Below are 22,246 nucleotides of genomic sequence, written 5' to 3'. Positions count from 1 at the left end.
AAATGAATATAGAAATTTTAGCTAGCAAGATCCACAGAGCCGTTGTAACAGACGCAAATTTAAACTATGTTGGCTCGATTAGTATCGGCGAGGAGCTTATAAAGGCTGCAAATTTGATAGAAAATCAAAAGGTGGAAATTTTAGACGTAAATAACGGCGAGAGATTTGCCACCTACGTGATAAAGGGCAAAAAAGGCGAAATTTGCCTAAACGGCGCAGCTGCTAGAAAGGTCTGCGTGGGTGACGTGGTCATCATCGTGGCGTATGCTAGTATGAAATTTAAAAAGGCTAAGAAATTTAAGCCAACCATCGTGCACGTAAATAACAAAAACGAGATCATAAAGGAGTAGGCGATGTTTGAGGGATTTGACTTTTCAAAGATGGGGCAGATGCTTGAGGATGTGCAAAAGCAAGCCAAGCAGATGGAAGAAGAGAGCAAAAATAAAGAATTTGGAGCAAAAAGTGGCGGCGGGCTAGTGAGCGTTAGAGCAAACGGCAGCGGCGAGATACTTGATATCAGCATAGATGATAGCCTGCTTGAAGATAAAGAGAGCATGCAAATTTTGCTAATAAGCGCCGTAAATGACGTGCTAAAATCAGTTGAGGCCGATAAGAAAAACACCGCTTCAAGGATGCTTGGCGGGCTTGCTTCGATGGGGATAAAATGAGACTAAAATATAAATTTGCCCTTGCTTTTTTGCTATCAGCGCTTTGCCTAAATGCCGACCCTAGGCCTACGCAAGAGGACTTTAACGCCTGCTTTGAAAAGAACAAAAACTCAATCGTCTCAGTTAATAAACACTTTGGCGTGGCTATCACTAAAAATTTGATCGCAGTGCCAAAAAGCGATGGAGCTCCGCTTGGCGAATATGTCAAATTTGACCCATATTTGCAGCTCTTTTTGGTCCGCTCTAGCAAGGAGCTAAGCCCTGTCGTGATGGCTGATGAGACCAACGAGGAGCGCATCAAAAAGAGTACTTGGGTTGGAATTTTAAATGACGCAAACAACACCGTCATGGGTCACATCAAGTCTTTGGGGCAAAATTTAGGCGACTTTGACACGCTAAGCTTCGAGTATAACGCGACTGGCGAGATAAACACGCCTTGTTGTAAGATGATAGGCATAGCTGTTGGGGCTGATAAATTTATACCAAACCGCTATTTAAAGCACTTTGTATCTTACGATGACGTTTACTACGGCGATATCGGCGTGAAATTCTTGCAAAAAGAGGATAAATTTTTTGTTGGCCTTGTTGATCCACTGGGTCGCGGCAAGATGATGATGGTTGATGATGAGCTTGTTACTATAAATGGCATCAAGCCAAAGAGCCTAAGAGAGCTAAATGAGATGGTGCTTTTTGCTCCAAAGGGTGCAAAGCTCGACATCGTCGTAAAACGTGACAGAGAGCAGCTACTCTTTCAAGTGCCAGTAAGCGGGGATGTGAAATTTAACCAAAGTCTTGAGATAAACGCTCCTTCAAACCTTGATCTGCCAAATTTAAACGTCATGCCAAAGTCGCCTGAGAGCTTGCTAGATGATAAAGTTTTGGTTGATTATGGCATCATGGTTGATAAAAATTTAGTCGTTACTAAGGTCGAGCCAAAGTCAAATGCCGACATCTTTGGCATAAAGATCGGCGATAAAATTTTAGGCTACAACAAAGAGAGTGTGAGTAACCGTGAGGAGCTTTTAGAAAAGATCGGCGATCTGCAAAATTTCGTGCTTTTATTTACCAGAAATGACTTTCAGTTTTTTGCAAGAGTGCCAAAATGAGCCTACTTGAGGACTTTATAAAATTTCTAAATGCAAATTTACCAAAGGCGTCTGGCTTTCACCCTTACTACGAGGAGGCGCTTGGCGTTATGCTAAAGGCTGGAGGCAAGCACTTTAGGGCGCTTTTGCTTCTTGGCGTGGTCGAAAGCGTGGATAAAAGCCTCACACAAAAGGCGATGAGAGTAGCTTTGGGGCTTGAGATGATGCATACATACTCGCTCATCCACGATGATCTGCCTTCGATGGATAACGCAAGCCTAAGACGCGGCACGCCAACGCTTCACGTAACATACGACGAGACTACCGCGATACTTGCAGGAGATGCGCTAAATACGCATGCTTTTTATGAAATTTCACGTGCTGATCTGCCAGCTCAAACACGCATAAAATGCGTGGAAATTTTAAGCGAAAATGCTGGCGTTAGCGGCATGGTGCTAGGTCAGGCGCTTGATTGTTTTTTTGAAAATACAAACAAAGAGGATATCAAAAGAGCAAAGGCTCAATTTGGTCTCTCTGGCAAGATGCTAAGCCTTGATGAGCTAGTATTTTTGCACATCCACAAGACCGCAAAGCTCATCGCTGCTAGCCTAAAAATGGGCGCTGTGATAGTAAATTTAGACGAAACAGAGTGCGAGAAAATTTATGATATCGGCCTAAAGCTTGGGCTTGCTTTTCAGATACAAGACGATATCATCGATCTTACAAGCGACGAAGCGGCCGCTGGAAAGCCCGTGCATAACGACCTAGCTAAAAACTCATTTACAAATTTACTTGGTCTATCTGGTGCAAAAAAGAAAAAAGATGAGCTTATTTGCGAGATAGAAGAGGCGCTAAAACAGGTAGATGCAAATATCGCAAAAATGATCTTAGAGCTTACAGACAAGCACCTAAGATAGTGCGTAAATTTCGTAAATTTATATCACTTTTTAGACATTTTGAGCAAAAATGCAAGGCAAGTTTTAATCACTTTTTTGTATAATCTAACGCAATAAAAGGAGATCATATGCTAAAAAAACAAGCCGATACTATAAGATTTTTGTGCGCTGATATGGTGCAAAACGCTAACAGCGGACACCCAGGTGCTCCTATGGGCCTAGCCGATATCATGGTGGTTTTAAGCAACTTTTTAAAACACAACCCTAAAAATCCAAAATGGCTAAACAGAGATAGGCTCGTTTTTAGCGGTGGTCACGCATCAAGCTTGGTTTATAGCTTCTTGCACCTAAGCGGCTACGATCTAAGCCTAGATGAGCTTAAGAAATTTCGCCAACTTGGCTCAAACACTCCAGGACACCCAGAAATTCACACTCCAGGCGTTGAGATGGCTACTGGACCACTCGGTCAAGGCGTAGCAAATGCAGTTGGTCTAGCCATGGCAGAAAAATACGCTGCAAACGTGCTAAATGAGCCAGATAATAAAATAATCGATCATAAAATTTACTGCCTTTGCGGCGATGGCGATCTAGAAGAGGGCATAAGCTACGAGGCATGTTCAATCGCAGGAAATTTAAGACTAGACAACCTTGTGCTCATCTACGACTCAAACAACATCACGATCGAGGGCGACACAGCGATAGCATTTAGCGAGGACGTCAAGGCTAGGTTTGAGGCGCAGGGTTGGGAGGTCGCACGCATCGACGGACACGACTATGACCAGATCGAATTTGCGCTTGAGCAAGCTAGCGAGAAAGAGTCGCCATATCTCATCATCGCAAACACACACATAGCACGCGGCGCAATGGAGCTTGAGGGCTCACATCACAGCCACGGCGCGCCACTTGGCGAGGAGATCATCAAAAAGGCAAAGGCTGCAGCTGGTTTTGACCCTGAGAAGAAATTTGCTATCGACGAGGACGTGCTTTTAAGATTTAGAGGTGCGGTAGAAAAGGGCGATCTTGAAGAGGCTATGTGGAACAAAAAGGTTGAGGCGTTAAGTATTGAGGGTAAAAATTTACTAAACTCACTTCTAAATCCAGACTTTAGCAAGCTCGAATTTCCAGATTTTAGCGATAAAAAACTAGCCACAAGAGATACAAACCACGTTATTTTAAATGAGATAGCTAAAAAACTCCCTGGCTTTATCGGCGGTAGTGCAGATCTTGCTCCATCAAACAAGACCGAGCTAAAGGGTATGGGCGACTTCCCAAATGGCAAAAACATCCACTACGGCATCAGAGAGCACGCCATGGCAGCTATCAACAATGGCATCGCCAGATACGGTCTTTTCTTGCCATTTTCAGCGACATTTTTTATTTTCAGCGACTATCTAAAGCCAAGTGCGAGGATAGCAGCGCTAATGGGCATCAAGCACTTTTTTGTCTTCACGCACGATAGCATCGGCGTTGGCGAAGATGGTCCGACGCACCAGCCTATCGAGCAACTTAGCACATTTAGAGCTATGCCAAATTTCTACACTTTCCGCCCAGCTGACGGCAACGAAAACGCAGCTAGCTGGCATGCAGCGTTAAATTTAAACGCTCCAAGCGCATTTGTGCTTAGCCGCCAAGGGCTTGACCCACTTGCAAAAGGCGAATTTGGCGATATTAGCAACGGCGCATATCTGCTAAGCTCGGCAAAAGATGCAAAGATAACATTTATAGCAAGCGGCAGCGAGGTCTCACTCTGCGTAAAAGCAGCTGCACTTCTAGCTGAGCAAGGTATCGGTGCAAACGTCGTATCAGCGCCTTGTTTTGACTTGCTTTGCGAGCAGCCAGATGAGTATGTGGCTAGAATTTTAGATAAAAATACGACGATCATTGCAGTTGAGGCTGCAACTGGCTATGAGTGGTATAAATTTGCCGACGCAGTTTATGGCATGAACGGCTTTGGCGCCAGCGGCAAGGCGAACGAGCTATTTGATCACTTTGGCTTTACGCCACAAAAACTTGCAAATTTTGCTAGTGAACTTATATAAAATTTAACTTTGGGGAGTAAAATCCCCAACTGCAATCTACAATCAAAAAAGGCATTTTATGGAAATTTCTCACGTTATCGTTTTGGCCTTGGTGCAAGGCATAAGCGAATTTCTGCCTATTTCAAGCTCAGCTCACCTTATCTTGGTGCCAAAGCTACTTGGCTGGCCAGATCAAGGACTTGCTTTTGACGTGGCAGTGCATGTTGGTACGCTAAGTGCGATACTTTTTTATTTTAAAGATACGATTTTTAAGCTACTTCGCGACTTTTTTGCCTCGATCGCGCAAAGAAAGATGGTGGGCGATAGCTTGCTTGTCTGGTGCGTTGGATTTGCCACTATTCCAGTTGGTATTTTTGGACTTTTGTTTAACAATGTGATCGAAGAGTACGCAAGAAGTGGCGTTGTGATCGCGGTAACTACGATCATCTTTGGTATAGCACTTTATTTTGCCGACCTTCGCTCGACAAATAAGAGCGAATATGAAATGACTATAAAATTTGCTCTTATCATAGGTTTAGCGCAGGCTGTGGCTTTGATCCCTGGCGTCTCAAGATCAGGTATAACGATGACAGCGGCCTTATTTTTGGGCTTTAGCCACAAGGGCAGTGCAAATTTCTCATTTTTGCTTTCGATCCCAGTGATCATTTTAGCTGGCGGACTTGAGAGCATCAAGCTCATAAAAGATCCAAATGCTCTGCCATGGAGCGACATCGCCCTTGGCGTCATCATAAGTGCAGTTAGTGCTTATATTTGCGTGAAGCTATTTATGGGGATCATCTCAAGGATTAGGATGCTACCTTTTGTCATCTACCGCTTGATCTTGGGTGCGTTTTTGCTCTATCTATTTTTATAAATTTAAGTTGTAAAAGGGCTAGGTTAGATAGACCTAGCCAAAATGTTAAATTTGCCAAAAAGCTTGGCAAATTTACTCCTCTTTTTTATCTTTTTTTATGACGTTTATGAAGTCTTTTGCGGCTTGATAGGCTCTATCGCCAAATTTCTTAGCCTCTGATTTTATATCCATTTGTTTGATATCTTCAAGCTTGTCGTTCGCCTTTTTCTCAAACTCTGCGATATCTTGTTTGATGCCTTCAAGTTTGTCGTTAGCATCAAAATTTAGCTTTAGCTTTTTGCTCTTGTCGTTTAGCTCTTGCTTTAGGGCTTCAAATTTATTATTTGCCTCGCTCACAAGCTTAGCAACGCCGTTTGATTTTAGCTCTTCAAGCCTTGAGCTGATCTGCTCTATCGCTTGATCGCTTATGCGTTTAAATTTCGCTAGATTTGTGTCAAGCTCGCTATTTATCACGCTTTCGATCTCGCTTTTAGCTACGCCATCAAATTCGTTTTCAAGCTCTTTAAGAAGCGCTATAAACTCTTCGTCCACATTTTTTAAATTTAAAAGTTGTGAGTTTAGCCTTAGCTCGTCTGGGGCAAATTTTGCCTCGTCTTTTAGCTTTTCAATAGCTCTTAAAATGCCATCTCTTGTGCCATTTATCGCGCCTTTTATGAGCTCTTTTGCAAAGATGTGCCCCTCATTTGCTAAATTCCCCGCTGCACTGATGATATTTTTTGAAATTTCAAACATTCGCTCTTTGCTAAACTCCCCGCCTCTTATCGCAGAATAGGTCATATTTTTAGCTATCGCACCAGCGGTCTCTTCTACGTCCTTTGCGCCCTCAAGGGTCGTTAAAAAGGCGATTTGAGCGCTCTCTTTTAAGATGCCAAGCATTCTCGTTTCTCTAATGATCGCATTGTTTAAAAGCTCTAAAATTTCCTCTTTTTCGCCAAAATTTCTATCTTTTACGACCTCTTCAGCCGCTTCAAATGAAATTTTTAGCCTATTTTTTATCTCTTCACGCTTTGCCTCGATGGCTCTATTTATCTCATCTTTTTTATCGATCAGATCGTAAAGCGCCTTCTCTTCGCCGCTAACTAGAGCCTGGTTTATCCCCTCCATCGCGCTTTTTAGATTTTTGGCATTGATGAGGCTCTCTTTATCCATCTTGTCGTAAAGCTCGTTCATCTTTTGCTTCAAAAGATCAGGCAGTGTGTTTTCATCTTTGTCTGAGACGTCCTTAAAAAAGTCGTTGCAAAGAGCTTTTATGCTAGTTAGCAGCCCCTTGCTATCTTTATAATCACGTAAATTTTGCTCAAGTTTATCCATATTTTTACCTTATAAAACGTATTTTGCTTCGTGTTTTAGCGCTGAAAATATCTCCAGCCTCTCCTCTTCGCTTAAAACTAATACGGCTAGATCGTAGCTAGCGTATTTTTTATCCTTGCTAAATTTAGAAAAAACTAGCTTAAACTCTCTATCTTTTACTATCTCTTTTACTTTCTCTTCGGCATTTACGCCAGCGTCAAATATCACTTTATACTCCCAGTGTGTTGGGTAGTCGATTTTTGCCTTTTTATTGTTTAGATCGCATATACTCGCCACTTTTGCCTCCTGTTTTGCTCTCTAGCACGATGTTATCTATCTGCATGCTCTTATCTATGGCTTTTACCATGTCATAAATGGTAAGAAGCCCCACGCTTACACCTGTTAGCGCCTCCATCTCAACGCCTGTTTTACCCTCTATTTTGACGCTTACAAAAAGCTTAAAAGCGCAAATTTCAGGCAGCTCCTCGATGTCACAATCCACGCCCAAAATGGCTAGCGGATGGCACATAGGTATTAGCTCGCTTGTCTTTTTAGCACCCATTATCGCAGCGACAACGGCTGTTTGGATGACTGGACCTTTTTTGCCGGTGTTTTCTTTGATCGCTTTAAAAGCATCTTTGCTCATTTTGATGATCCCACTAGCAGTTGCTACTCTTTTAGTTGGATCTTTTGGACTTACATCGACCATTTTTGGGCGATCTTTTTCATCTAAATGCGTTAGCATTATCTCTCCTTTTTTTGGGGATTATAGCCTATTTAAGCAAATTTAAGTTATCAGCAAATTTAAGCAAAAAAATATCAAAAAGCTAAAATTTAAGCTTCGCTCAAAACGCAAGAGCGATTTTTCATTTCTTAATATAATTATCTAATTTAAATAATTTTTTTAAAAAAATATTTATAATTTAAATTTTAATGCAGAATATACCTAAAATACGAATTTTTATAGATAATAAATTTTATCAAAAGTATATTTCTATCCATTAAATTCCAAAGTCTATTTATTGTAAATGGCAAAATTTAAAAAAAATTATTGATATTTTTCTTTAAATGCTTAAAAAAGTAAATTAATCGCTAATTTGCTTTTAAGAGTTATGCTTGTATAGTTTTTACAAATTTTAAATTTACGATGAAAGCAACCTAGATAATGAAATTTCTGCTATGTCTTAGCTTGTCTTTGATAGCGCTTTTTGCCGAGGGTAAGGGCTGTTTCGTCGATGAAAATAGTCAAAACATCATCTTTGTAAAAGATGGCGAGACAAAAAGCCTAGGCTTAAAGGAGAAAATTTACAAAGATCAAAGATGTGCTTTTGATGAGAGCTCTTTTTACGTTGCAAATTTAAACAACGAGATCGTAAAGGTAGCTAGCGAGAAGGAATTTTTATTTGCTCTGCCAAATGTTGGCTGTAAGGTTTCAAATATCTTGCTAGAAAAAGAGAAAATTTACGTCGCTTGCGATATGGCAAATATCGTAACGATCGCTATTTTTGACAAGAGTTCTAAAAAATTTATATCAAAAAATTTTAACAATATTTATAAAATTTCTAGCTTTTTACCGCTTGGTGAGGGAGTGTTTTTTACTAGCTTTAATGGCAAGGCGTTTTTGCTTGATAGCAAGCTTAACGCAAAAGAGCAAAAAAGCATTGGCTTTGCGCCAGTGAGCGCTTGTAAATTTAGCGATGATGAAATTTTCATAGGCTTTAAAAACGGAGAAATTTTAGATCTTAAAAGTGGAGCTAAAAAGCAAGTTTTAAGATCTAAAATTTCAGCTCTTGCTTGCGCGGGAGATGAGGTTTTGGTAGCTAGCGAGGACGGAGTGATCTATAAATTTGACAAAAGCTTTAAGCTAAAGGGCAAAAAAGAGCTTTTTAGTGGCGAGATAAAAGAAATTTTTATAGATAAAAATGTGCTTGTTGGTGTGGATCTAGGCAATAAGACAAAGAGTTTAGAGATAAATTCATTTTAAAAAGGAGAGTAAATGCAAAAGTTATTTTGTGTCGCAAGTGCTGCACTGCTTGGGCTATCTTTAACTGCTGCTTGTGCTGCTAGTAGTGACCTTGAAAAAGTCATGAAAGAGCGCGGGCTAAGCGAAAAAGATGTCCTTGCAGCTGCTAAGACTTACCAGCCAAGCGGTAAAAAAGATGATTTCATCGTCTTTTCATCTGGCGGGCAGAGTGGTCAAGTGTTAGTTTATGGCGTTCCGTCGATGAGAATTTACAAATACATCGGCGTTTTCACCCCAGAGCCTTGGCAAGGATATGGCTATGACGATGAGTCAAAAGCTGTTTTAAAACAAGGCAACATCAGGGGCAAAGAGATAACTTGGGGCGATACGCACCACCCAAATTTCACTGAGAAAAATGGTGAGTATGTTGGTGATTATCTATTTATCAACGACAAAGCAAACCCAAGGATTGCTGTTATAAATTTAAAAGACTTTGAGACAACTCAAATGGTCGTAAACCCTATCATGAAGAGTGAGCACGGCGGTAGCTTCATCACTCCAAACAGCGAGTATGTCATCGAAGCTAGCCAGTACGCAGCTCCACTTGATGATAACTATCACTCAATGGACGACTACGAAGCTGTCTATAGAGGCGCTGTGACATTTTGGAAATTTGACTATCCAAAAGGCAAGATTGACGAGAAAGCATCTTTCTCACTTGAGCTTCCTCCATACTGGCAAGACCTAAGCGACGCTGGTAAGGGTGAGAGCTACGGCTGGGGCTTTACAAACTCAATAAATAGCGAGATGTATACAGGTGGTATCGAAAAAGGTCTTCCTCCATTTGAGGCAGGTGCTAGTAGAAATGATACTGACTTCTTACATGTTTATAACTGGCAAATTTTAGAAAAACTTGCACAGGATAAGAAAAACTACAAAGTTGTAAATGGTCACAGAGTGATCACGATAGAGGCTGCTGTTAAAGCTGGAGCACTATTTTTAATCCCAGAGTCAAAGAGCCCACACGGTTGTGACGTAACACCAGATGGCAGATACATCATCGTTGGTGGTAAGCTTGATACTCACGCATCAGTTTATGACTTTAAAAAGATCAAAGAGCTAATCGACAAAAAAGAGTACGCTGGCACTGACCCATACGGCATACCTATCTTAGATAGAGAAAAGACAATGCATGGACAAGTCGAACTTGGCCTTGGACCACTGCATACATCATTTGACTCACAAGATGGTGTAGTCTATACTTCACTTTACGTTGATAGTCAAATCGTAAAATGGGACTACAAAAATTTAAAAGTGCTTGATAAAGTAAATGTTCATTACAACATCGGTCACCTTGACACAATGGAGGGCAAATCAGCAAAACCAGTTGGCAAATATGCAATCGCACTTGATAAACTTTCAATCGATCGCTTCAACCCAGTTGGCCCACTCCATCCACAAAACCACCAGTTAATAGACATCAATGGTCCAAAAATGGAGCTAATCTACGATATGCCAATCCCACTTGGTGAGCCACACGATGTTGTTTCAATAGCTGCTAGCAAGCTAACTCCAGCGCTTACTTACAACATGGGTACAAACTCAAGAACAGGCGAGGCTAGCCCATTTGCAACTCTAGCTGGTCAAGAAAGAGTTGAGAGAAACGGCAAAAACGTAACTGTCTATGCAACAATGATCAGAAGTCACATCAACCCAGAACACATCGAGGTAAATAAAGGCGATAATGTAACTATCCACCTAACAAACCTAGAGCGCGCGCAAGATGAGACTCACGGCTTTGGCATCGACCTTTACAACATCCACGCTTCACTAGAGCCTGGCAAAACTGCTTCAGTAAATTTCGTAGCTGATATGGAAGGCGTCTTCCCATACTACTGCACCGAGTTTTGTTCAGCACTTCACCTTGAGATGATGGGTTATTTGCTTGTTAAAGATCCAAATAAAAAATATGAATCTGCAAAAAATAGCAAGCTAAAAACTCTAAGTCCAGAGGCTCTAAAAGCTGAGTACGACAAAGTAATCGCAACTAACAAAGCAACTGATGATGTTATCCAAGAGGTTGTTAAATATCTAAAAGAGAAACATTATGAGAAATATCCAAAAGTAAAAGCTTTGGTTGATGACGCACTTGATCAATACGGCCACATCAAAGAGGTAAAAGCTAAAGCTGACGAAGCTTACAAAAAAGGCGACGTAAATGGCGCTATCCTTTGGGAGTACCAAGTATGGCAATACATGGTAAAAACTGCTGACGTTGGTCTAAGAGCTAAAAACAACCTAGCAAAAGAGATCGCAACTCCGATGAGCCCAGCTGCTGCAAAAGGTGAAGAGGCTTATCTAAAAGGCGGTTGTAATGGCTGCCACGTCATCGGTCAAGTAAGCTCAGGTCCAGACCTAACTGGCGTCTTACTAAGACATGAAAATGGCGAAAAATGGGTAGCAGACTTCATCAAAGATCCTGCTAAATTCTATAACGATGACTATGTTAAAGCGATGATCGACTTCTTTAAACTTAGAATGCCAAATCAGCATATGAGTGACGAAGAGATCAAAAATATCATCCAGTATCTAAAATGGATAGACGAAAACGCAGGTATGTAGTTTTAAGGGGCATTTTTGCCCCTTTTAAATTTTAAAATTTAACTTTTGCTAGGCTAAATTTTAAAATTTAAAGGAGAGATTATGAGTAAATATAAAATTTATACCATTGTTGCACTAATCATTATGAGCGTTTGTTTTACTCTACCAGTTCTTGGCTGGCATGGAGCTAAAGAGCGTATAGCCAACGGCGACGAGCTACCATCTTATAGCTACACTATCTACGATCTTTATAGCTCTTTTCAGTATAAAAACCACCTTTTGCCAAAAGAGGTGGCAAGTGATCTTCATAAGATGATCGAGCAAAAAGCAGAGATTGGCACGCCATCTTTTCCTATCTGGTACGTATCTCTTGAAGCGCCAAACTATCCAAAGGCAGCCTTTCCAGATGGCATCCCAGTATATTTTCACGTAGATGGATATAGTGGCGACGTGCACGAGATGAATACGATAAACCACTACATCGGCATGTATCCTATGGAGCATGGCGGCAATGTAGAGCGAGCTATCGCGCCTTATTATCTACTTATCGCCACACTTTGCATGCTTGCATTTTTATACTATGACGGTAAATTTAACTCGCTTCTCATGGTGCCAACCATCATAGCACCTGTGCTATTTATGAGTGCATTTGTGGGCTGGCTATACTGGTACGGACACAATATGCAAGAGTGGGGTGCATTTAAGATTAAGCCATTTATGCCAACAGTCTTAGGCGATGGTAGCGTGGCGCACTTTACAACACACTCATATCCAACTATCGGCTTTTGGATGATGATAGTCATGAGCGTGCTTTGCATACTTGCGGTCTTTTCAAAGAAAAAAGAGCTAAATGCGTAAAATTTGTAAATTTGCCCTTGCTTTTTTGCCACTTTTTGGCTTTGCAAACGTCCTTCAAGATGCGATAAATAACGCTAGTCCTGGCGATGTGATAAAGCTAGGGGACGCTGTTTATGAAGGCGGTATAACGATAAATAAGCCTCTTAGCATAATCGGTGAGGGCAAAAATGCCCATATAAAAGGGAGCGGCAAAGGCAGCGTTATAAAGATCATAGCTTCAAATGTGACACTTAAAAATTTAAAGATAAGTGGCAGTGGCAACGACCTTGGCGAGCTTGACGCTGGCATAGGCTGTGACAAGGCAAATAACGTAGAAATTTCTAAAAACGACATAAGCGACGTGCTTTTTGGGATTGATTTTAAAGAGTGCAGTAGCTCAAAGATCACTGAAAACAACATCACCTCAAAAAAGGGCGCTAGCCTTGGCTTTAGAGGCGATGCGGTGAGACTTTGGTATAGCCATGAAAATTTGATCGAGCACAACAATATCCGTGACAGCCGTGACATGGTCGCATGGTACGCAAGTCACAATAAATTTCTAAGCAACAAGGCAGTTGGCAGCAGATATTCACTGCATTTTATGTATGCTAATCAAAATTTAGTCGAAAATAACGAATTTATAGGCAACGCTGTCGGTATGTTTTTTATGTATTCGGCTGGCTCAAATATAAAAAACAACCTAGTTATGGATAGTGATGGCGCTTTTGGCATCGGCATCGGACTAAAGGACGTGTCTGACTTTACGATAGAAAACAACACCCTTGTCTATAACGCGCGTGGCATCTTGCTTGATAACTCGCCGTTTCAGCCAGGCTCAACTATAAATTTTATAGGCAATAAAATTTTGCACAACGTGGTTGGCGTCTATTTTCACGCTACGCAAGGCACAAGCATCTTTGAAAACAACGACTTCATCGGCAACATGGACATCGTCGTAAATGACACTCCAGGCGAAAAGATGCTTTTAAATAGGTGGAGCAAGAATTATTATGATGAGTATGAGAGCTTTGATAGAGATAAAGATGGCTACGGCGATACGCCATTTTTGTATCTCTCATATATCGATCAGCTTTGGCAATACTATCCAAATTTGCAGTTTTTCTACGGCTCAAGCGTCTTTAGCATCTTAAATTTCTTAGCCAAACTCGCTCCATTTTCTGAGCCGATAAAGCTACTTGAAGATAATTCGCCTAGGATAAAACCGCTCGATGCTTCAAATTTCAACGCATTAAAGGCGAAACGTGGATAGAAGAAATTTTATGATAATTGGCTCAGCCGCAGCAGTGGCTGGATACGCTATAGGCAAGTTTTTGCCAAAAAGTAGTGGCGACAAGCTCTATCTTAGACCACCAGGTGCTGTTGATGACTTTGATGATCTTTGCGTAAAATGCGGTCAGTGCGTGCAAGTCTGCCCTTATCACAGTATAAATTTACTTGATATAGAAGATGGCTACTCAAGTGGCTCAGCTCACATCGATGCCAAAGAGCGAGGCTGCTACTTGTGTGATCTTTTCCCATGCGTGCTAGCCTGTCCTAGCGGTGCGCTCGATCACGCCACAAAGGTCGTGGGTGATGTCAAAATGGGCGTTGCAGTTTTAAGTGACACGGCGGCCTGTTTGAGCTTGAAAAGAGAAAATTTAAGTGAAGCTAGCGTTAAGCATCTACTTGATCGCAAAGCCTATAACGACAGAGAAGAGGCGCTAAAAGATAAAGAAAAAGGCAAGATCGGTCAAATTTGCGATCTTTGCGTCACGCTTTGTCCAGTTGGCGATAGCGCGATAGTGATGAGCCAGACAAATTTACCACTAATAAAGAATGGCTGTGTTGGTTGTGGGGTTTGCGCTGAGGTCTGCCCAGTAAAGATAATAAATATCGCCCCAAAGATGAGTTATGATGAAATTTACAAGGAGAAAAAATGAGAGCAATAATACCTTTAATAGCTGCTGCGTTGTTATTTGTCGGCTGTGAAAAGAGTGAGGACAAAGCGCAAAAGGCTGCCAGTGAGCAAGGCGCAAAGGTAGCGACAAGTGCTAGCATAAAGGTCGAAAAAAATGAAAACAACGAGAGCGCAAATAAGCAAAATGAATTTATAAAATACGATATGCACGGCGAAAAAAGCGTCAAATTTGGTCTTGAAGACAACAACGTAAGCCGCCAGATCGGAGCGCTTGCCATGGTAAAAAGCCCGCTTCAAACTATAAATTTAAGGCTTATAAAGGGCAGACTTAGCAAAGACTTCATCACTAAGTGCTCGGCCTGCCACGACGACTATGCAAATGGCATCATCGGACCATCTCTTCTAACAAAGAGCGAGGATGAAATTTATAAGATGATAAACGCTTATAAAAACAAAGAGAAGGTAAATGTGCTAATGCGTGATCTTGTTAAAAAGATGGATGAGAGTGAGATTAGAAAATTAGCAAAAGAGATAAGCGATTTTAATGCGCAGTTTAGGAGCAAACAATGAAAATCGGAAAAATCATAACGATCATTTTAGCGGTGCTGATATGTGGCATCATGGTGTTTATGCTAAGCCAAACTCCGCCTAAAAAGGAGAAAGTAGAAGCTAGCGTTCAGCCAAAAGTGGAGCAAAATTTCACAAAGCAGCAGTCAAAATCTAGCGAGGAATTTGCCAGCGAAGATGAGCTAAAAAAGGTAAAAGAGCTAAGCCTAAGCGTGGCTAAGACGCAAAATGAGGGCGTTAGCAAGCAATACCTAACCTCTTGTGCACCATGTCACGGCGCAAATGGCAAGGGCGTCGTAGCGCCTGATATCACTCATCTAAGCAAAGAGGATCTGCTTAAAAAACTGGCTGATTACAAGGCTGGCAAGGTGCAAAACACGCTTATGAAGGGACTGCTTACAAACGTTAGCGACAGCGATCTAAACAGCCTTGCTGATGAAATTTCTAAATTTAAAAAGTAAAAATGGATAAATATAACGTTCGTGCGACCGTTAGAAACGTAAGCTTTCTAAGCACGCTAATAACGACTACAAAAGATGGCAAAAAGCGCCCTAGCATACGTTTTTGGCGCATTTTCACCATCGTTTTAGTTCATCTTTTGTTTGTGCTCTCTTACAGGGTCGATGTGCAAATTTTAGAGGGCGACATCAGCGCCTCAAGGATACTTGGCTTTCACCTAGCAGATGCTTTTATGAGCTTGCAAGTCTTTTTGGCAACGCATGAAATTCATGTAAATTTACTAATAGGCTCGCTTAGTATCTTAGCTTTTTACATCATTTTTGGTGGCAGGGGCTTTTGCTCGTGGGTTTGCCCATACTCACTTATAAGCGAGATAGCTGAGAAAATTCATGAAAATTTGCGTGCCAAAAAGATAGTAAAACCGCGAGTTTTTGACACAAAATGGCGATACGCTTTTACCATTTTATTTTTGGCTCTTAGCTTTGCTAGCTCAAGTCTTGTCTTTGAAATTTTTAACGTCGTTGGGATATTTTCAAGATTTATCATCTATGGCTACTTTCACGCTATCTGGCTAGTTGTAGCCATGCTTGTGGTTGAAATTTTCTTTTCACGCAGGGCATGGTGCAGGTATGTATGCCCTGTTGGAGCGACCTATTCGCTACTGGCTAAACCAAATGCGATAAAGGTCAGCTGGGATAAAGAAAAGTGCGATCACTGCTTAGTTTGCACCGATGTTTGCCTAGTGCCACACGTGCTTTTTATGACAAAAAAGGGGGCGAAAACTGATGATAGTAAAAACCTCTTTAGGATAGCTGGGGCTGACTGCACGCTTTGTGGTAGGTGTATCGACGTGTGCCACCAAGATGCGCTTAAATTTGACAACGGCTTTAAGAAACTCATATAAGGAAATTTTTTGATAGATATAAAAGAAGTAACGAAAATTTTTGGCTCACAAAAGATACTTGATGGCGTCAGTCTAAATGTAAAAGCTGGCGAAAAGATAGCGATACTTGGGCAAAACGGAGCTGGCAAAAGCTCGCTCATGCGTATCATCTTGGGCGAGTTTGTGCCAAATAGCGGAAGTGTCGCGATAAATGGCGTAAATACTCTAAAAGATAGAAAAGAGGCACTGAAATTTATCTCATTTGTGCCCCAAACCCCGCCACCGCTTAAATTTAGCCTGCGTGAGCTTTGCGAGTTTGTCTGCAAAAGCTCAAATGTCAAATTTGAAGAGATAGAGAAATTTAGCAAGCTTTTAGAGCTTGATCTGCACGCAAATTTAAACAAGTCGTTTTACAAGCTCTCTGGCGGTATGAAGCAAAAGATGCTAATAGCCATCGCATTTGCCAAAGATAGTGAAATTTTGATGTTTGACGAGCCAACGGCAAATTTAGATGTGAAAGCAAGGGAGTCTTTTAAAAATTTGCTCGATAACTTCACGCAAAAAAAGACACTAGTTTTTATCTCACACCGCATAGATGAGATCGCTCATTTGCTTGATAGATGCGTCTATATGGACCTTGGCAAGATCATCAAAGAAGAAAATTTAAGGAGCAAGAGTGAATAACCTTTTTTTAATAGCAAAGCTAGACGTCAAAGAGTCGTTTCGCTCAAGGTGGTTTGCGATCTATGCGCTTCTTTTTTCTGCTTTGATGATAGGATTTTTATTTAGCGGAGTGACCGACTCGCGCGTGCTTGGCTTTTCTGGGCTAACAAGGGCGCTACTTTTGTTTATACAAATTTGCGTCATCATCGTGCCGATATTTATCCTTATTTCAACCGTTAGAAGTATAAATCAAGACAGAGATACAAACCTGCTTGAATACGTACTAAGCTTCCCGCTAAGCCTTAAAGAGTACTACTTTGGCAAGGCACTTGGGCGGACATTTGTCGTTTTTGTGCCGCTTTTGTTCTCGCTTTTGCTTTGCGTGGTGGTTGGCTTTATAAAGGGCGTGTCGATACCTTGGGGCGTGCTAGTGCTTTACTTTGGGCTGCTTTTTAGCCTAAGTATCGTCTTTTTATCGCTTGGCTTTTTCATCTCAAGCCTTATCAAAAACCAAGAAACAGGCCAAGGCGTGGCGTTTTTGCTCTGGCTTATCATGCTAGCTTTTATCGACCTAGCGCTTATTGGGCTGCTTATGCGAAGCTCAGTTGATGAGTATGTCATATACTCTATCGCGATGTTAAATCCGATCGAGCTTTTTAGGATAGCTGCCCTTAGCCTATTTGATCCAAATTTAGCAGTCATAGGCACTGCGTCTTACTTTATCTTAGGCACATTTTCTAAAGCGACCTTCGTAGCTTATGCGATCATCTATCCTTTGGTGCTTGGTGCGATCTTGCTAGTTTGCGGCTATTTGGGCTTTAGCAAGAGAGATCTTGTTTGATTGTTTTTTGTTAAATAAGAGTTGGTTTTAAATTTAGACGAGGCTTGTATTATTCCACTTGTCCAACAAGAAACCTCCTTTTTGTAATGACCCCCTTTCCCCCAAGGGGGTTTATCTTCTTAAGGAAATTTATAAAAAAATCCATTTTATTTTTAGCCTTTGCTGCTTTATCTCTAAGCGCAAACTGGGATGAAAATATGCAAAACTGCATCAACAAAAGTGACGCAAAAGCTTGCGAAAGCTTTACTAAAAAGCTTTCAAGCGAGTGCGAAAACAAAGATAAAACTTCTTGCTTTTTATATGCTGACATGCTAGGGCGAGGTCTTGGCGTTGAAAAAGATCTGGTTAAATCTTACGAAGTCTTTAAGTCGCTTTGTGAAAATGGTAGCAGTGAAGCTTGCTACGAGCTAGCTACAAAATATCTGCAAGGAAACGGCGTATAGCAGAGCTTTGATCTATCTGCAAATGCCCTTGATAAAGCTTGCAAGATGGGCAGCAAACGAGCTTGCAATGTCTTAGAGCTCGTGCCTAAGAATTAGAATTTATAAATTTAATTGAGCTTTTTTGCAAATTTTAAAATTTGTCTGAAATTTAAATTTATATGTATAACGAAGCAATTTCTCAAATTTTAAAATTTCATGAACGAGTAATTTCGGCTCTAAAATTTGAGCTAAGCGGTAAGCGAAGCCAAATTTTAGTAGTCAATTCTTGCGAGTGAGTGAAAATTTAAAATTTGCAAAGCAATCTAAACAAATTTAAATGTTTGTTTTTCTTGTTAAGGGGAAAGAGGCTTGAATTACGCTCTGCTTGCAGTTGCTAGCTTGCAAAGCAAAAGAGCTCCCTTCCCCCTTAACAATCCCCTAACCCCGACAACGTTAGAAGTGGCATGCAATGGTGCTTGCGCACTGCATGCGTTTTGGTTAGAAAATTATGACAAATTTTAAAATCTTACTCACCCGCCTTAACATGCTACTAAATTTAGAGCCGTGTATGCTCGCTTGTAAATTTTAAAATTTGATAGAACTTTTGAATAAAACACGTTTAAACATAATAAAATTTAAAATGTTAATTTTAATTTTATACAAAGCATATATTTTGACATTTTAAAAAGAGGAATTTTATTCGCAAATGCCTAAATGTAGTAATTAGCTATAGTATTACGTAGAATTTCTTTTTTATTAACTAAAGATTTCATTAAAATTTATATTTAAATAATAACATTTCAATGTCCTAAACGGACCCTCCTTTTTGTAGCGGTTAAGACTTTGCTTCCCCCTTTTCTGGCTTTTCCGCTTACACAAAGAGGAGTTGTCTATCTTTTTAAATCAAATTTTTTACCATCCTAAGCTCAAATTTTACAAACTTCACTTTCTTTTTAAAATTATATTTTGATAATAGTTTTAAAAATTATAAAAGCAAAAATCTTATAAAATTGCGAGCTGTTATCAAGACTAACTTTTAAAAGGTGGCTAGAGAGGTGAAATTTTTAAATTTAAAGCTTTTTTACAAGATGCACGCATATTTGTCGCTTCTCTTTTTTATCCCGCTTGTTGTAGTTTGTTTTAGCGGTGCGATCCTCGTTTATAAAGACGAGCTAAACAACCTTCTTATCCCAAATATCGTAAACGCAAATTTAAACAAAGAAAATTTAAACAAAAGGATTAGCTTTGATGAGATAAGAGATATCATCACGGGTGAGCTCGGCGGCTACGAGATGGTTGGTATAAATATCGATGCAGACCCTAAAAAGTGTGACAAAATTTGGCTAATCGAGCATAACGACAGCAAAAAAGAGTGGAAATTTATCTATTTTGATGCTTTTAGTGGCAAGATAAAGAGCGAGCCACTTGCTCATGATGAGGGATTTTTCGGAGTTTTGACGCATATCCATGAGGAGCTTCTTCTTGAAAAAAGTGGAAACATTATCCTCTTTTTAACAGCTATTTTTACATTTTTTATCTGCATTAGCGGCTTTGTGATTTACCGTAAATTTTGGCTAACTCTGCTTAGACTGCGCGTAAATGGGCTAAATGTTTTCATGAACGACATTCACAAGATAATAGGAATTTTTTGCACGCCAGTTTTACTGCTCATTTGCATAAGTGGCGCTTGGTGGGAATTCCAGATGGCACGCACACCAGAGTTTAAAAATGACTTTGTGATAGATGCAAAAATTTACAACAAAAGTTTATCCCTTGATGAGCTGGTGGCTCGTTCAAAAAAGGACATCAAAGGCTTCGAGCCACACTTCATCTCGCTGCCTTTCATGCAAGGGGCAAATATCCGCATCTTTGGCTACGTGATATGGCAAAGTTTCGTGCATAACGAATACTCAAGCGTGATCACATACGACAAAGATAGTGGCAAGCTAGTTAGCGTCCTAGACATAAAAAATGCAAATTTAAGCGAGAAAATCCTCTCGGCCTTTAGAAGATCGCACTTTGGAAACTACAACCAAACTACAAAATTTATCTGGTTTATAGTAGGTATCTCGCCGTTAGTTTTGAGTATCTCAGGGCTTTATCTGTGGTTTAGAAAATTTAAAAGGAGAAAAAATGAAAAAAATTTTACTTAGCTTAGTTGCTTTAAATTTGGCGTTGCCTCAAATTTATGCTAGTGAAAATGAGAAGGTTTTAGAAGCGGTCGATGTCGTGGAGAGCGAGCGAAGAGACGACGCAAACTACTTTGCAAAAGAGCTTGTAAAAAGCACAACTAGACTAAATTTAACCTCTCGTCAAACGCCCCAATCACTAACAGTGCTAACAGAGGCTAGACTAAAAGATCAAGGCATCAAAGACTATCAGGTACTTCTTAGAAATGTCCCTGGCATTACGCTAAATAAATGGGACGAGCGCGTATATCCGACGGCTCGTGGCTTTGCGATAGATTATTACTTACTTGATTCGATGCCTAGCTTTGGCGGCTTTAGCCTTGGTGCAAATGATATGAGCTTGCTGCCTTATGAGAGAGTTGAGGTGGTAAAAGGGGCAAACGGCCTACTTGCAGGCGCCGGTAACCCAGCTGCAAGCTTAAATTTCATAAGAAAAAGGGCAGACTCAAAGGAGCTAAAAGGCAGCTTTGGTGTAAGTGCTGGCTCATACGATAGATACGGCGTAAATGGCGATGTGCAAACGCCTGTAAATGAGAGTGGAAGCGTCAGAGCGAGGCTTTCATTTATGCATGAGAAGTCGCACTCTTATATGGATTATTACAACCGCAAAAATAGCGCAATTTATGGCGTCGTAGATAGCGACATAGGCGATAGCTCATGGCTTAGTCTTGGTGCGTTTTATCAAGAGCTAAAACGCCACGGCATTAGATGGGGCGGTATGCCGGCATTTTATACAGATGGCTCTAGGACAAATTTTGGCAAAAGTGAAATTTTCTCTCAGCCTTGGACGAGATGGGATATAAAAACACTTGATTTTTACGCTGATTTTAAGCACTACTTTGAAAATGAAGCGAGCTTAAATTTAAGCTACTCATTTAGACGAGCAAACACTGACTCAAATCTACTCTACTACGGCGGAGCGGTAAATTTAGATGACACCGGCAACATAGGTGATCTTAGCGTTTATGCAAACAAAAGAGAGGAGAATATCCACAACGTAGATGCATACGCAAATATCCCATACGAGCTAGCAAATTTATCTCATGAGTTTGTCTTTGGCGCGATGTATAACAACTATCAAAAAAGTAGCGATAAGGTAAGTAGCTACTGGCTACAAAAGACCACACCAGCTGGGCTTGCTTATACGGCAAGAAGTAGGATAGACTTTAAAAATTTACACCTTGATGATCCAAAGCTACCTTACGAAGATCAAAACAATAAAGACAAAACGATACAAAAGGCATTTTACGCGGCAAATAAACTATCAATCACCGATGAGCTTAAATTTTTGCTAGGTGCTAGGGTGAGCTACTACAAATACGAGGTAGAGGGCGGCAAAGGCAATAGAAATTTCACAAATGAGATCACACCATATCTTGGCGTCACTTACGACATCGGAGCAAACCACACTCTATATGCTAGCTACACGAGTATATTTAAACCCCAAACCGTAAAAGATGCAAATGATAAATACCTAGATCCGATCCAAGGCAAGGACTATGAAGTGGGCATAAAAGGCGAGTATTTTGACGGGGCGCTTCAAGCAAGTCTTGGCGTCTTTAAGATCGTGCAAGACAAGCTTGGCATAAAGACTGGCAAGAAAAATCCAGCGACAAATGCCGACATATATGAAGCTGGCAAGGACGTGACAAGTAAGGGTGTCGAGCTAGATCTAAACGGCGAGATCACTAAAGGCTTAAGCCTAAGCTTTGGTGCAACGCACTTTAACGCAAAAGATGCTAAAGGTGAGAAGTATGCCACCGACTCATCAAGAAGCACGGCAAATTTATTTGCAAAGTATGAATTTAGGGACTTTAGAGTAGGAGCCGGGGCTATGTATAAGAGTAAAATTTACACCGGCAAAGGCGCAAGAGAGATCACGCAAAAGGGCTACACCTTGGCAAATTTGATGTTTGGATATAAATTTGCTAAAAACTTTGACGTGCAGCTAAATATCGACAATCTCTTTAATAAAAAATACTATGAGGGCATTGGTGCAAACAAGATGGTTTATGGTGACCCACGCACCTTTAATCTTAGCTTTAACTATAAGTTTTAGCTAAATTTACTCT

The 22,246-nt window shown here is 40.6% G+C and carries 22 protein-coding genes; 19 read left to right on the top strand and 3 right to left on the bottom strand.

Annotation, left to right across the window (positions count from 1 at the left end; all coding sequences use genetic code 11):
• Positions 1-2: 2 nt before the first annotated feature.
• The 6 genes from panD (at position 3) to G6W42_RS03350 (ending at position 5,541) form a co-directional block, all read left to right on the top strand.
• Positions 3-350, top strand: a complete 348-nt coding sequence (gene panD / locus G6W42_RS03375; RefSeq protein WP_002941539.1) for an aspartate 1-decarboxylase — start codon at positions 3-5, stop codon at positions 348-350.
• Positions 351-353: 3 nt separating this feature from the next.
• Positions 354-668 (top strand): YbaB/EbfC family nucleoid-associated protein, encoded by a 315-nt coding sequence (locus G6W42_RS03370; protein WP_002941513.1) that lies wholly within the window; start codon positions 354-356, stop codon positions 666-668.
• Positions 665-1,774, top strand: a complete 1,110-nt coding sequence (locus tag G6W42_RS03365; protein WP_194172959.1) for a DUF7488 domain-containing protein — start codon at positions 665-667, stop codon at positions 1,772-1,774. The genes G6W42_RS03370 and G6W42_RS03365 overlap by 4 nt, the downstream gene beginning before the upstream one ends.
• Positions 1,771-2,670, top strand: a complete 900-nt coding sequence (locus tag G6W42_RS03360; protein ID WP_194172958.1) for a polyprenyl synthetase family protein — start codon at positions 1,771-1,773, stop codon at positions 2,668-2,670. The genes G6W42_RS03365 and G6W42_RS03360 overlap by 4 nt, the downstream gene beginning before the upstream one ends.
• 107 nt (positions 2,671-2,777) lie before the next feature.
• A complete protein-coding gene (gene tkt, locus G6W42_RS03355) occupies positions 2,778-4,688 on the top strand; it encodes a transketolase (RefSeq protein WP_194172957.1) in 1,911 nt (636 codons plus the stop codon).
• Positions 4,689-4,746: 58 nt separating this feature from the next.
• On the top strand, positions 4,747-5,541 hold the full coding sequence (locus tag G6W42_RS03350) for an undecaprenyl-diphosphate phosphatase (RefSeq protein ID WP_002941660.1): 795 nt from the start codon (positions 4,747-4,749) through the stop codon (positions 5,539-5,541).
• A gap of 72 nt (positions 5,542-5,613) precedes the next feature.
• Here G6W42_RS03350 and G6W42_RS03345 read toward each other — a convergent pair whose 3' ends face one another.
• The 3 genes from G6W42_RS03345 to moaC are packed head-to-tail and all read right to left on the bottom strand — an operon-like array spanning position 5,614 to position 7,579.
• Complete coding sequence (locus G6W42_RS03345) at positions 5,614-6,852, bottom strand: hypothetical protein (protein ID WP_194172956.1); 1,239 nt, start codon at positions 6,850-6,852, stop codon at positions 5,614-5,616.
• A gap of 9 nt (positions 6,853-6,861) precedes the next feature.
• On the bottom strand, positions 6,862-7,128 hold the full coding sequence (locus G6W42_RS03340; RefSeq protein ID WP_103651616.1) for an HP0495 family protein: 267 nt from the start codon (positions 7,126-7,128) through the stop codon (positions 6,862-6,864).
• Positions 7,100-7,579, bottom strand: coding sequence for a cyclic pyranopterin monophosphate synthase MoaC (gene moaC / locus G6W42_RS03335; protein WP_194172997.1), 480 nt, complete (start codon positions 7,577-7,579; stop codon positions 7,100-7,102). The genes G6W42_RS03340 and moaC overlap by 29 nt, the downstream gene beginning before the upstream one ends.
• A gap of 417 nt (positions 7,580-7,996) precedes the next feature.
• Here moaC and G6W42_RS03330 point away from each other — a divergent pair, with 417 nt between their 5' ends.
• The 13 genes from G6W42_RS03330 to G6W42_RS03270 all read left to right on the top strand — a co-directional run bounded on the left by G6W42_RS03330 (position 7,997) and on the right by G6W42_RS03270 (position 22,233).
• A complete protein-coding gene (locus tag G6W42_RS03330; protein ID WP_194172955.1) occupies positions 7,997-8,815 on the top strand; it encodes a hypothetical protein in 819 nt (272 codons plus the stop codon).
• Between the two features lie 12 nt (positions 8,816-8,827).
• Positions 8,828-11,416, top strand: a complete 2,589-nt coding sequence (gene nosZ, locus G6W42_RS03325) for a Sec-dependent nitrous-oxide reductase (protein WP_103608150.1) — start codon at positions 8,828-8,830, stop codon at positions 11,414-11,416.
• Positions 11,417-11,497: 81 nt separating this feature from the next.
• Complete coding sequence (locus G6W42_RS03320; RefSeq protein WP_194172954.1) at positions 11,498-12,253, top strand: cytochrome C; 756 nt, start codon at positions 11,498-11,500, stop codon at positions 12,251-12,253.
• On the top strand, positions 12,246-13,502 hold the full coding sequence (nosD, locus tag G6W42_RS03315) for a nitrous oxide reductase family maturation protein NosD (RefSeq protein WP_194172953.1): 1,257 nt from the start codon (positions 12,246-12,248) through the stop codon (positions 13,500-13,502). The genes G6W42_RS03320 and nosD overlap by 8 nt, the downstream gene beginning before the upstream one ends.
• Entirely contained in the window at positions 13,495-14,172 is a 678-nt protein-coding gene (locus G6W42_RS03310) for a 4Fe-4S dicluster domain-containing protein (protein ID WP_194172952.1), read from the top strand. Before nosD ends, G6W42_RS03310 begins: the two co-directional genes overlap by 8 nt.
• On the top strand, positions 14,169-14,720 hold the full coding sequence (locus tag G6W42_RS03305) for a c-type cytochrome (RefSeq protein WP_194172951.1): 552 nt from the start codon (positions 14,169-14,171) through the stop codon (positions 14,718-14,720). Before G6W42_RS03310 ends, G6W42_RS03305 begins: the two co-directional genes overlap by 4 nt.
• Positions 14,717-15,178, top strand: a complete 462-nt coding sequence (locus tag G6W42_RS03300) for a c-type cytochrome (protein ID WP_194172950.1) — start codon at positions 14,717-14,719, stop codon at positions 15,176-15,178. Before G6W42_RS03305 ends, G6W42_RS03300 begins: the two co-directional genes overlap by 4 nt.
• Before the next feature lie 2 nt (positions 15,179-15,180).
• Positions 15,181-16,080, top strand: a complete 900-nt coding sequence (locus G6W42_RS03295) for a NapH/MauN family ferredoxin-type protein (protein ID WP_103594759.1) — start codon at positions 15,181-15,183, stop codon at positions 16,078-16,080.
• A 9-nt stretch (positions 16,081-16,089) separates the two neighbouring features.
• A complete protein-coding gene (locus G6W42_RS03290) occupies positions 16,090-16,743 on the top strand; it encodes an ABC transporter ATP-binding protein (RefSeq protein WP_194172949.1) in 654 nt (217 codons plus the stop codon).
• Positions 16,736-17,563 (top strand): ABC transporter permease, encoded by an 828-nt coding sequence (locus G6W42_RS03285; protein WP_009295293.1) that lies wholly within the window; start codon positions 16,736-16,738, stop codon positions 17,561-17,563. Before G6W42_RS03290 ends, G6W42_RS03285 begins: the two co-directional genes overlap by 8 nt.
• 197 nt (positions 17,564-17,760) lie before the next feature.
• A complete protein-coding gene (locus G6W42_RS10475) occupies positions 17,761-18,006 on the top strand; it encodes a tetratricopeptide repeat protein (RefSeq protein ID WP_242042688.1) in 246 nt (81 codons plus the stop codon).
• Positions 18,007-19,040: 1,034 nt separating this feature from the next.
• Positions 19,041-20,138 (top strand): PepSY domain-containing protein, encoded by a 1,098-nt coding sequence (locus tag G6W42_RS03275; RefSeq protein WP_194172948.1) that lies wholly within the window; start codon positions 19,041-19,043, stop codon positions 20,136-20,138.
• Positions 20,119-22,233 carry a TonB-dependent siderophore receptor gene (locus tag G6W42_RS03270; RefSeq protein ID WP_194172947.1) on the top strand — a complete coding sequence of 705 codons (2,115 nt, stop codon included), beginning with the start codon at positions 20,119-20,121 and terminating at the stop codon, positions 22,231-22,233. The genes G6W42_RS03275 and G6W42_RS03270 overlap by 20 nt, the downstream gene beginning before the upstream one ends.
• The last annotated feature ends 13 nt before the right edge of the window (positions 22,234-22,246 follow it).

This window comes from Campylobacter concisus, assembly GCF_015230015.1.
Lineage (GTDB): Bacteria > Campylobacterota > Campylobacteria > Campylobacterales > Campylobacteraceae > Campylobacter_A > Campylobacter_A concisus_AF.
Note: the sequence above shows the minus strand (reverse complement) of the source record. Positions and strands in the feature narration are given on the sequence as shown.

Excerpts from the sequence above, each read along its gene's own strand:
- G6W42_RS03300 (WP_194172950.1), top strand. The coding sequence starts at position 14,717 with ATGAAAATCGGAAAAATCATAACGATCATTTTAGCGGTGCTGATATGT.
- nosD (WP_194172953.1), top strand. The coding sequence starts at position 12,246 with ATGCGTAAAATTTGTAAATTTGCCCTTGCTTTTTTGCCACTTTTTGGC.
- G6W42_RS03360 (WP_194172958.1), top strand. The coding sequence starts at position 1,771 with ATGAGCCTACTTGAGGACTTTATAAAATTTCTAAATGCAAATTTACCA.
- G6W42_RS03365 (WP_194172959.1), top strand. The coding sequence starts at position 665 with ATGAGACTAAAATATAAATTTGCCCTTGCTTTTTTGCTATCAGCGCTT.
- G6W42_RS03320 (WP_194172954.1), top strand. The coding sequence starts at position 11,498 with ATGAGTAAATATAAAATTTATACCATTGTTGCACTAATCATTATGAGC.
- tkt (WP_194172957.1), top strand. The coding sequence starts at position 2,778 with ATGCTAAAAAAACAAGCCGATACTATAAGATTTTTGTGCGCTGATATG.
- G6W42_RS03305 (WP_194172951.1), top strand. The coding sequence starts at position 14,169 with ATGAGAGCAATAATACCTTTAATAGCTGCTGCGTTGTTATTTGTCGGC.
- G6W42_RS03370 (WP_002941513.1), top strand. The coding sequence starts at position 354 with ATGTTTGAGGGATTTGACTTTTCAAAGATGGGGCAGATGCTTGAGGAT.
- G6W42_RS10475 (WP_242042688.1), top strand. The coding sequence starts at position 17,761 with ATGCAAAACTGCATCAACAAAAGTGACGCAAAAGCTTGCGAAAGCTTT.
- G6W42_RS03330 (WP_194172955.1), top strand. The coding sequence starts at position 7,997 with ATGAAATTTCTGCTATGTCTTAGCTTGTCTTTGATAGCGCTTTTTGCC.
- G6W42_RS03350 (WP_002941660.1), top strand. The coding sequence starts at position 4,747 with ATGGAAATTTCTCACGTTATCGTTTTGGCCTTGGTGCAAGGCATAAGC.
- panD (WP_002941539.1), top strand. The coding sequence starts at position 3 with ATGAATATAGAAATTTTAGCTAGCAAGATCCACAGAGCCGTTGTAACA.
- G6W42_RS03345 (WP_194172956.1), bottom strand. The coding sequence starts at position 6,852 with ATGGATAAACTTGAGCAAAATTTACGTGATTATAAAGATAGCAAGGGG.
- nosZ (WP_103608150.1), top strand. The coding sequence starts at position 8,828 with ATGCAAAAGTTATTTTGTGTCGCAAGTGCTGCACTGCTTGGGCTATCT.
- G6W42_RS03270 (WP_194172947.1), top strand. The coding sequence starts at position 20,119 with ATGAAAAAAATTTTACTTAGCTTAGTTGCTTTAAATTTGGCGTTGCCT.
- G6W42_RS03295 (WP_103594759.1), top strand. The coding sequence starts at position 15,181 with ATGGATAAATATAACGTTCGTGCGACCGTTAGAAACGTAAGCTTTCTA.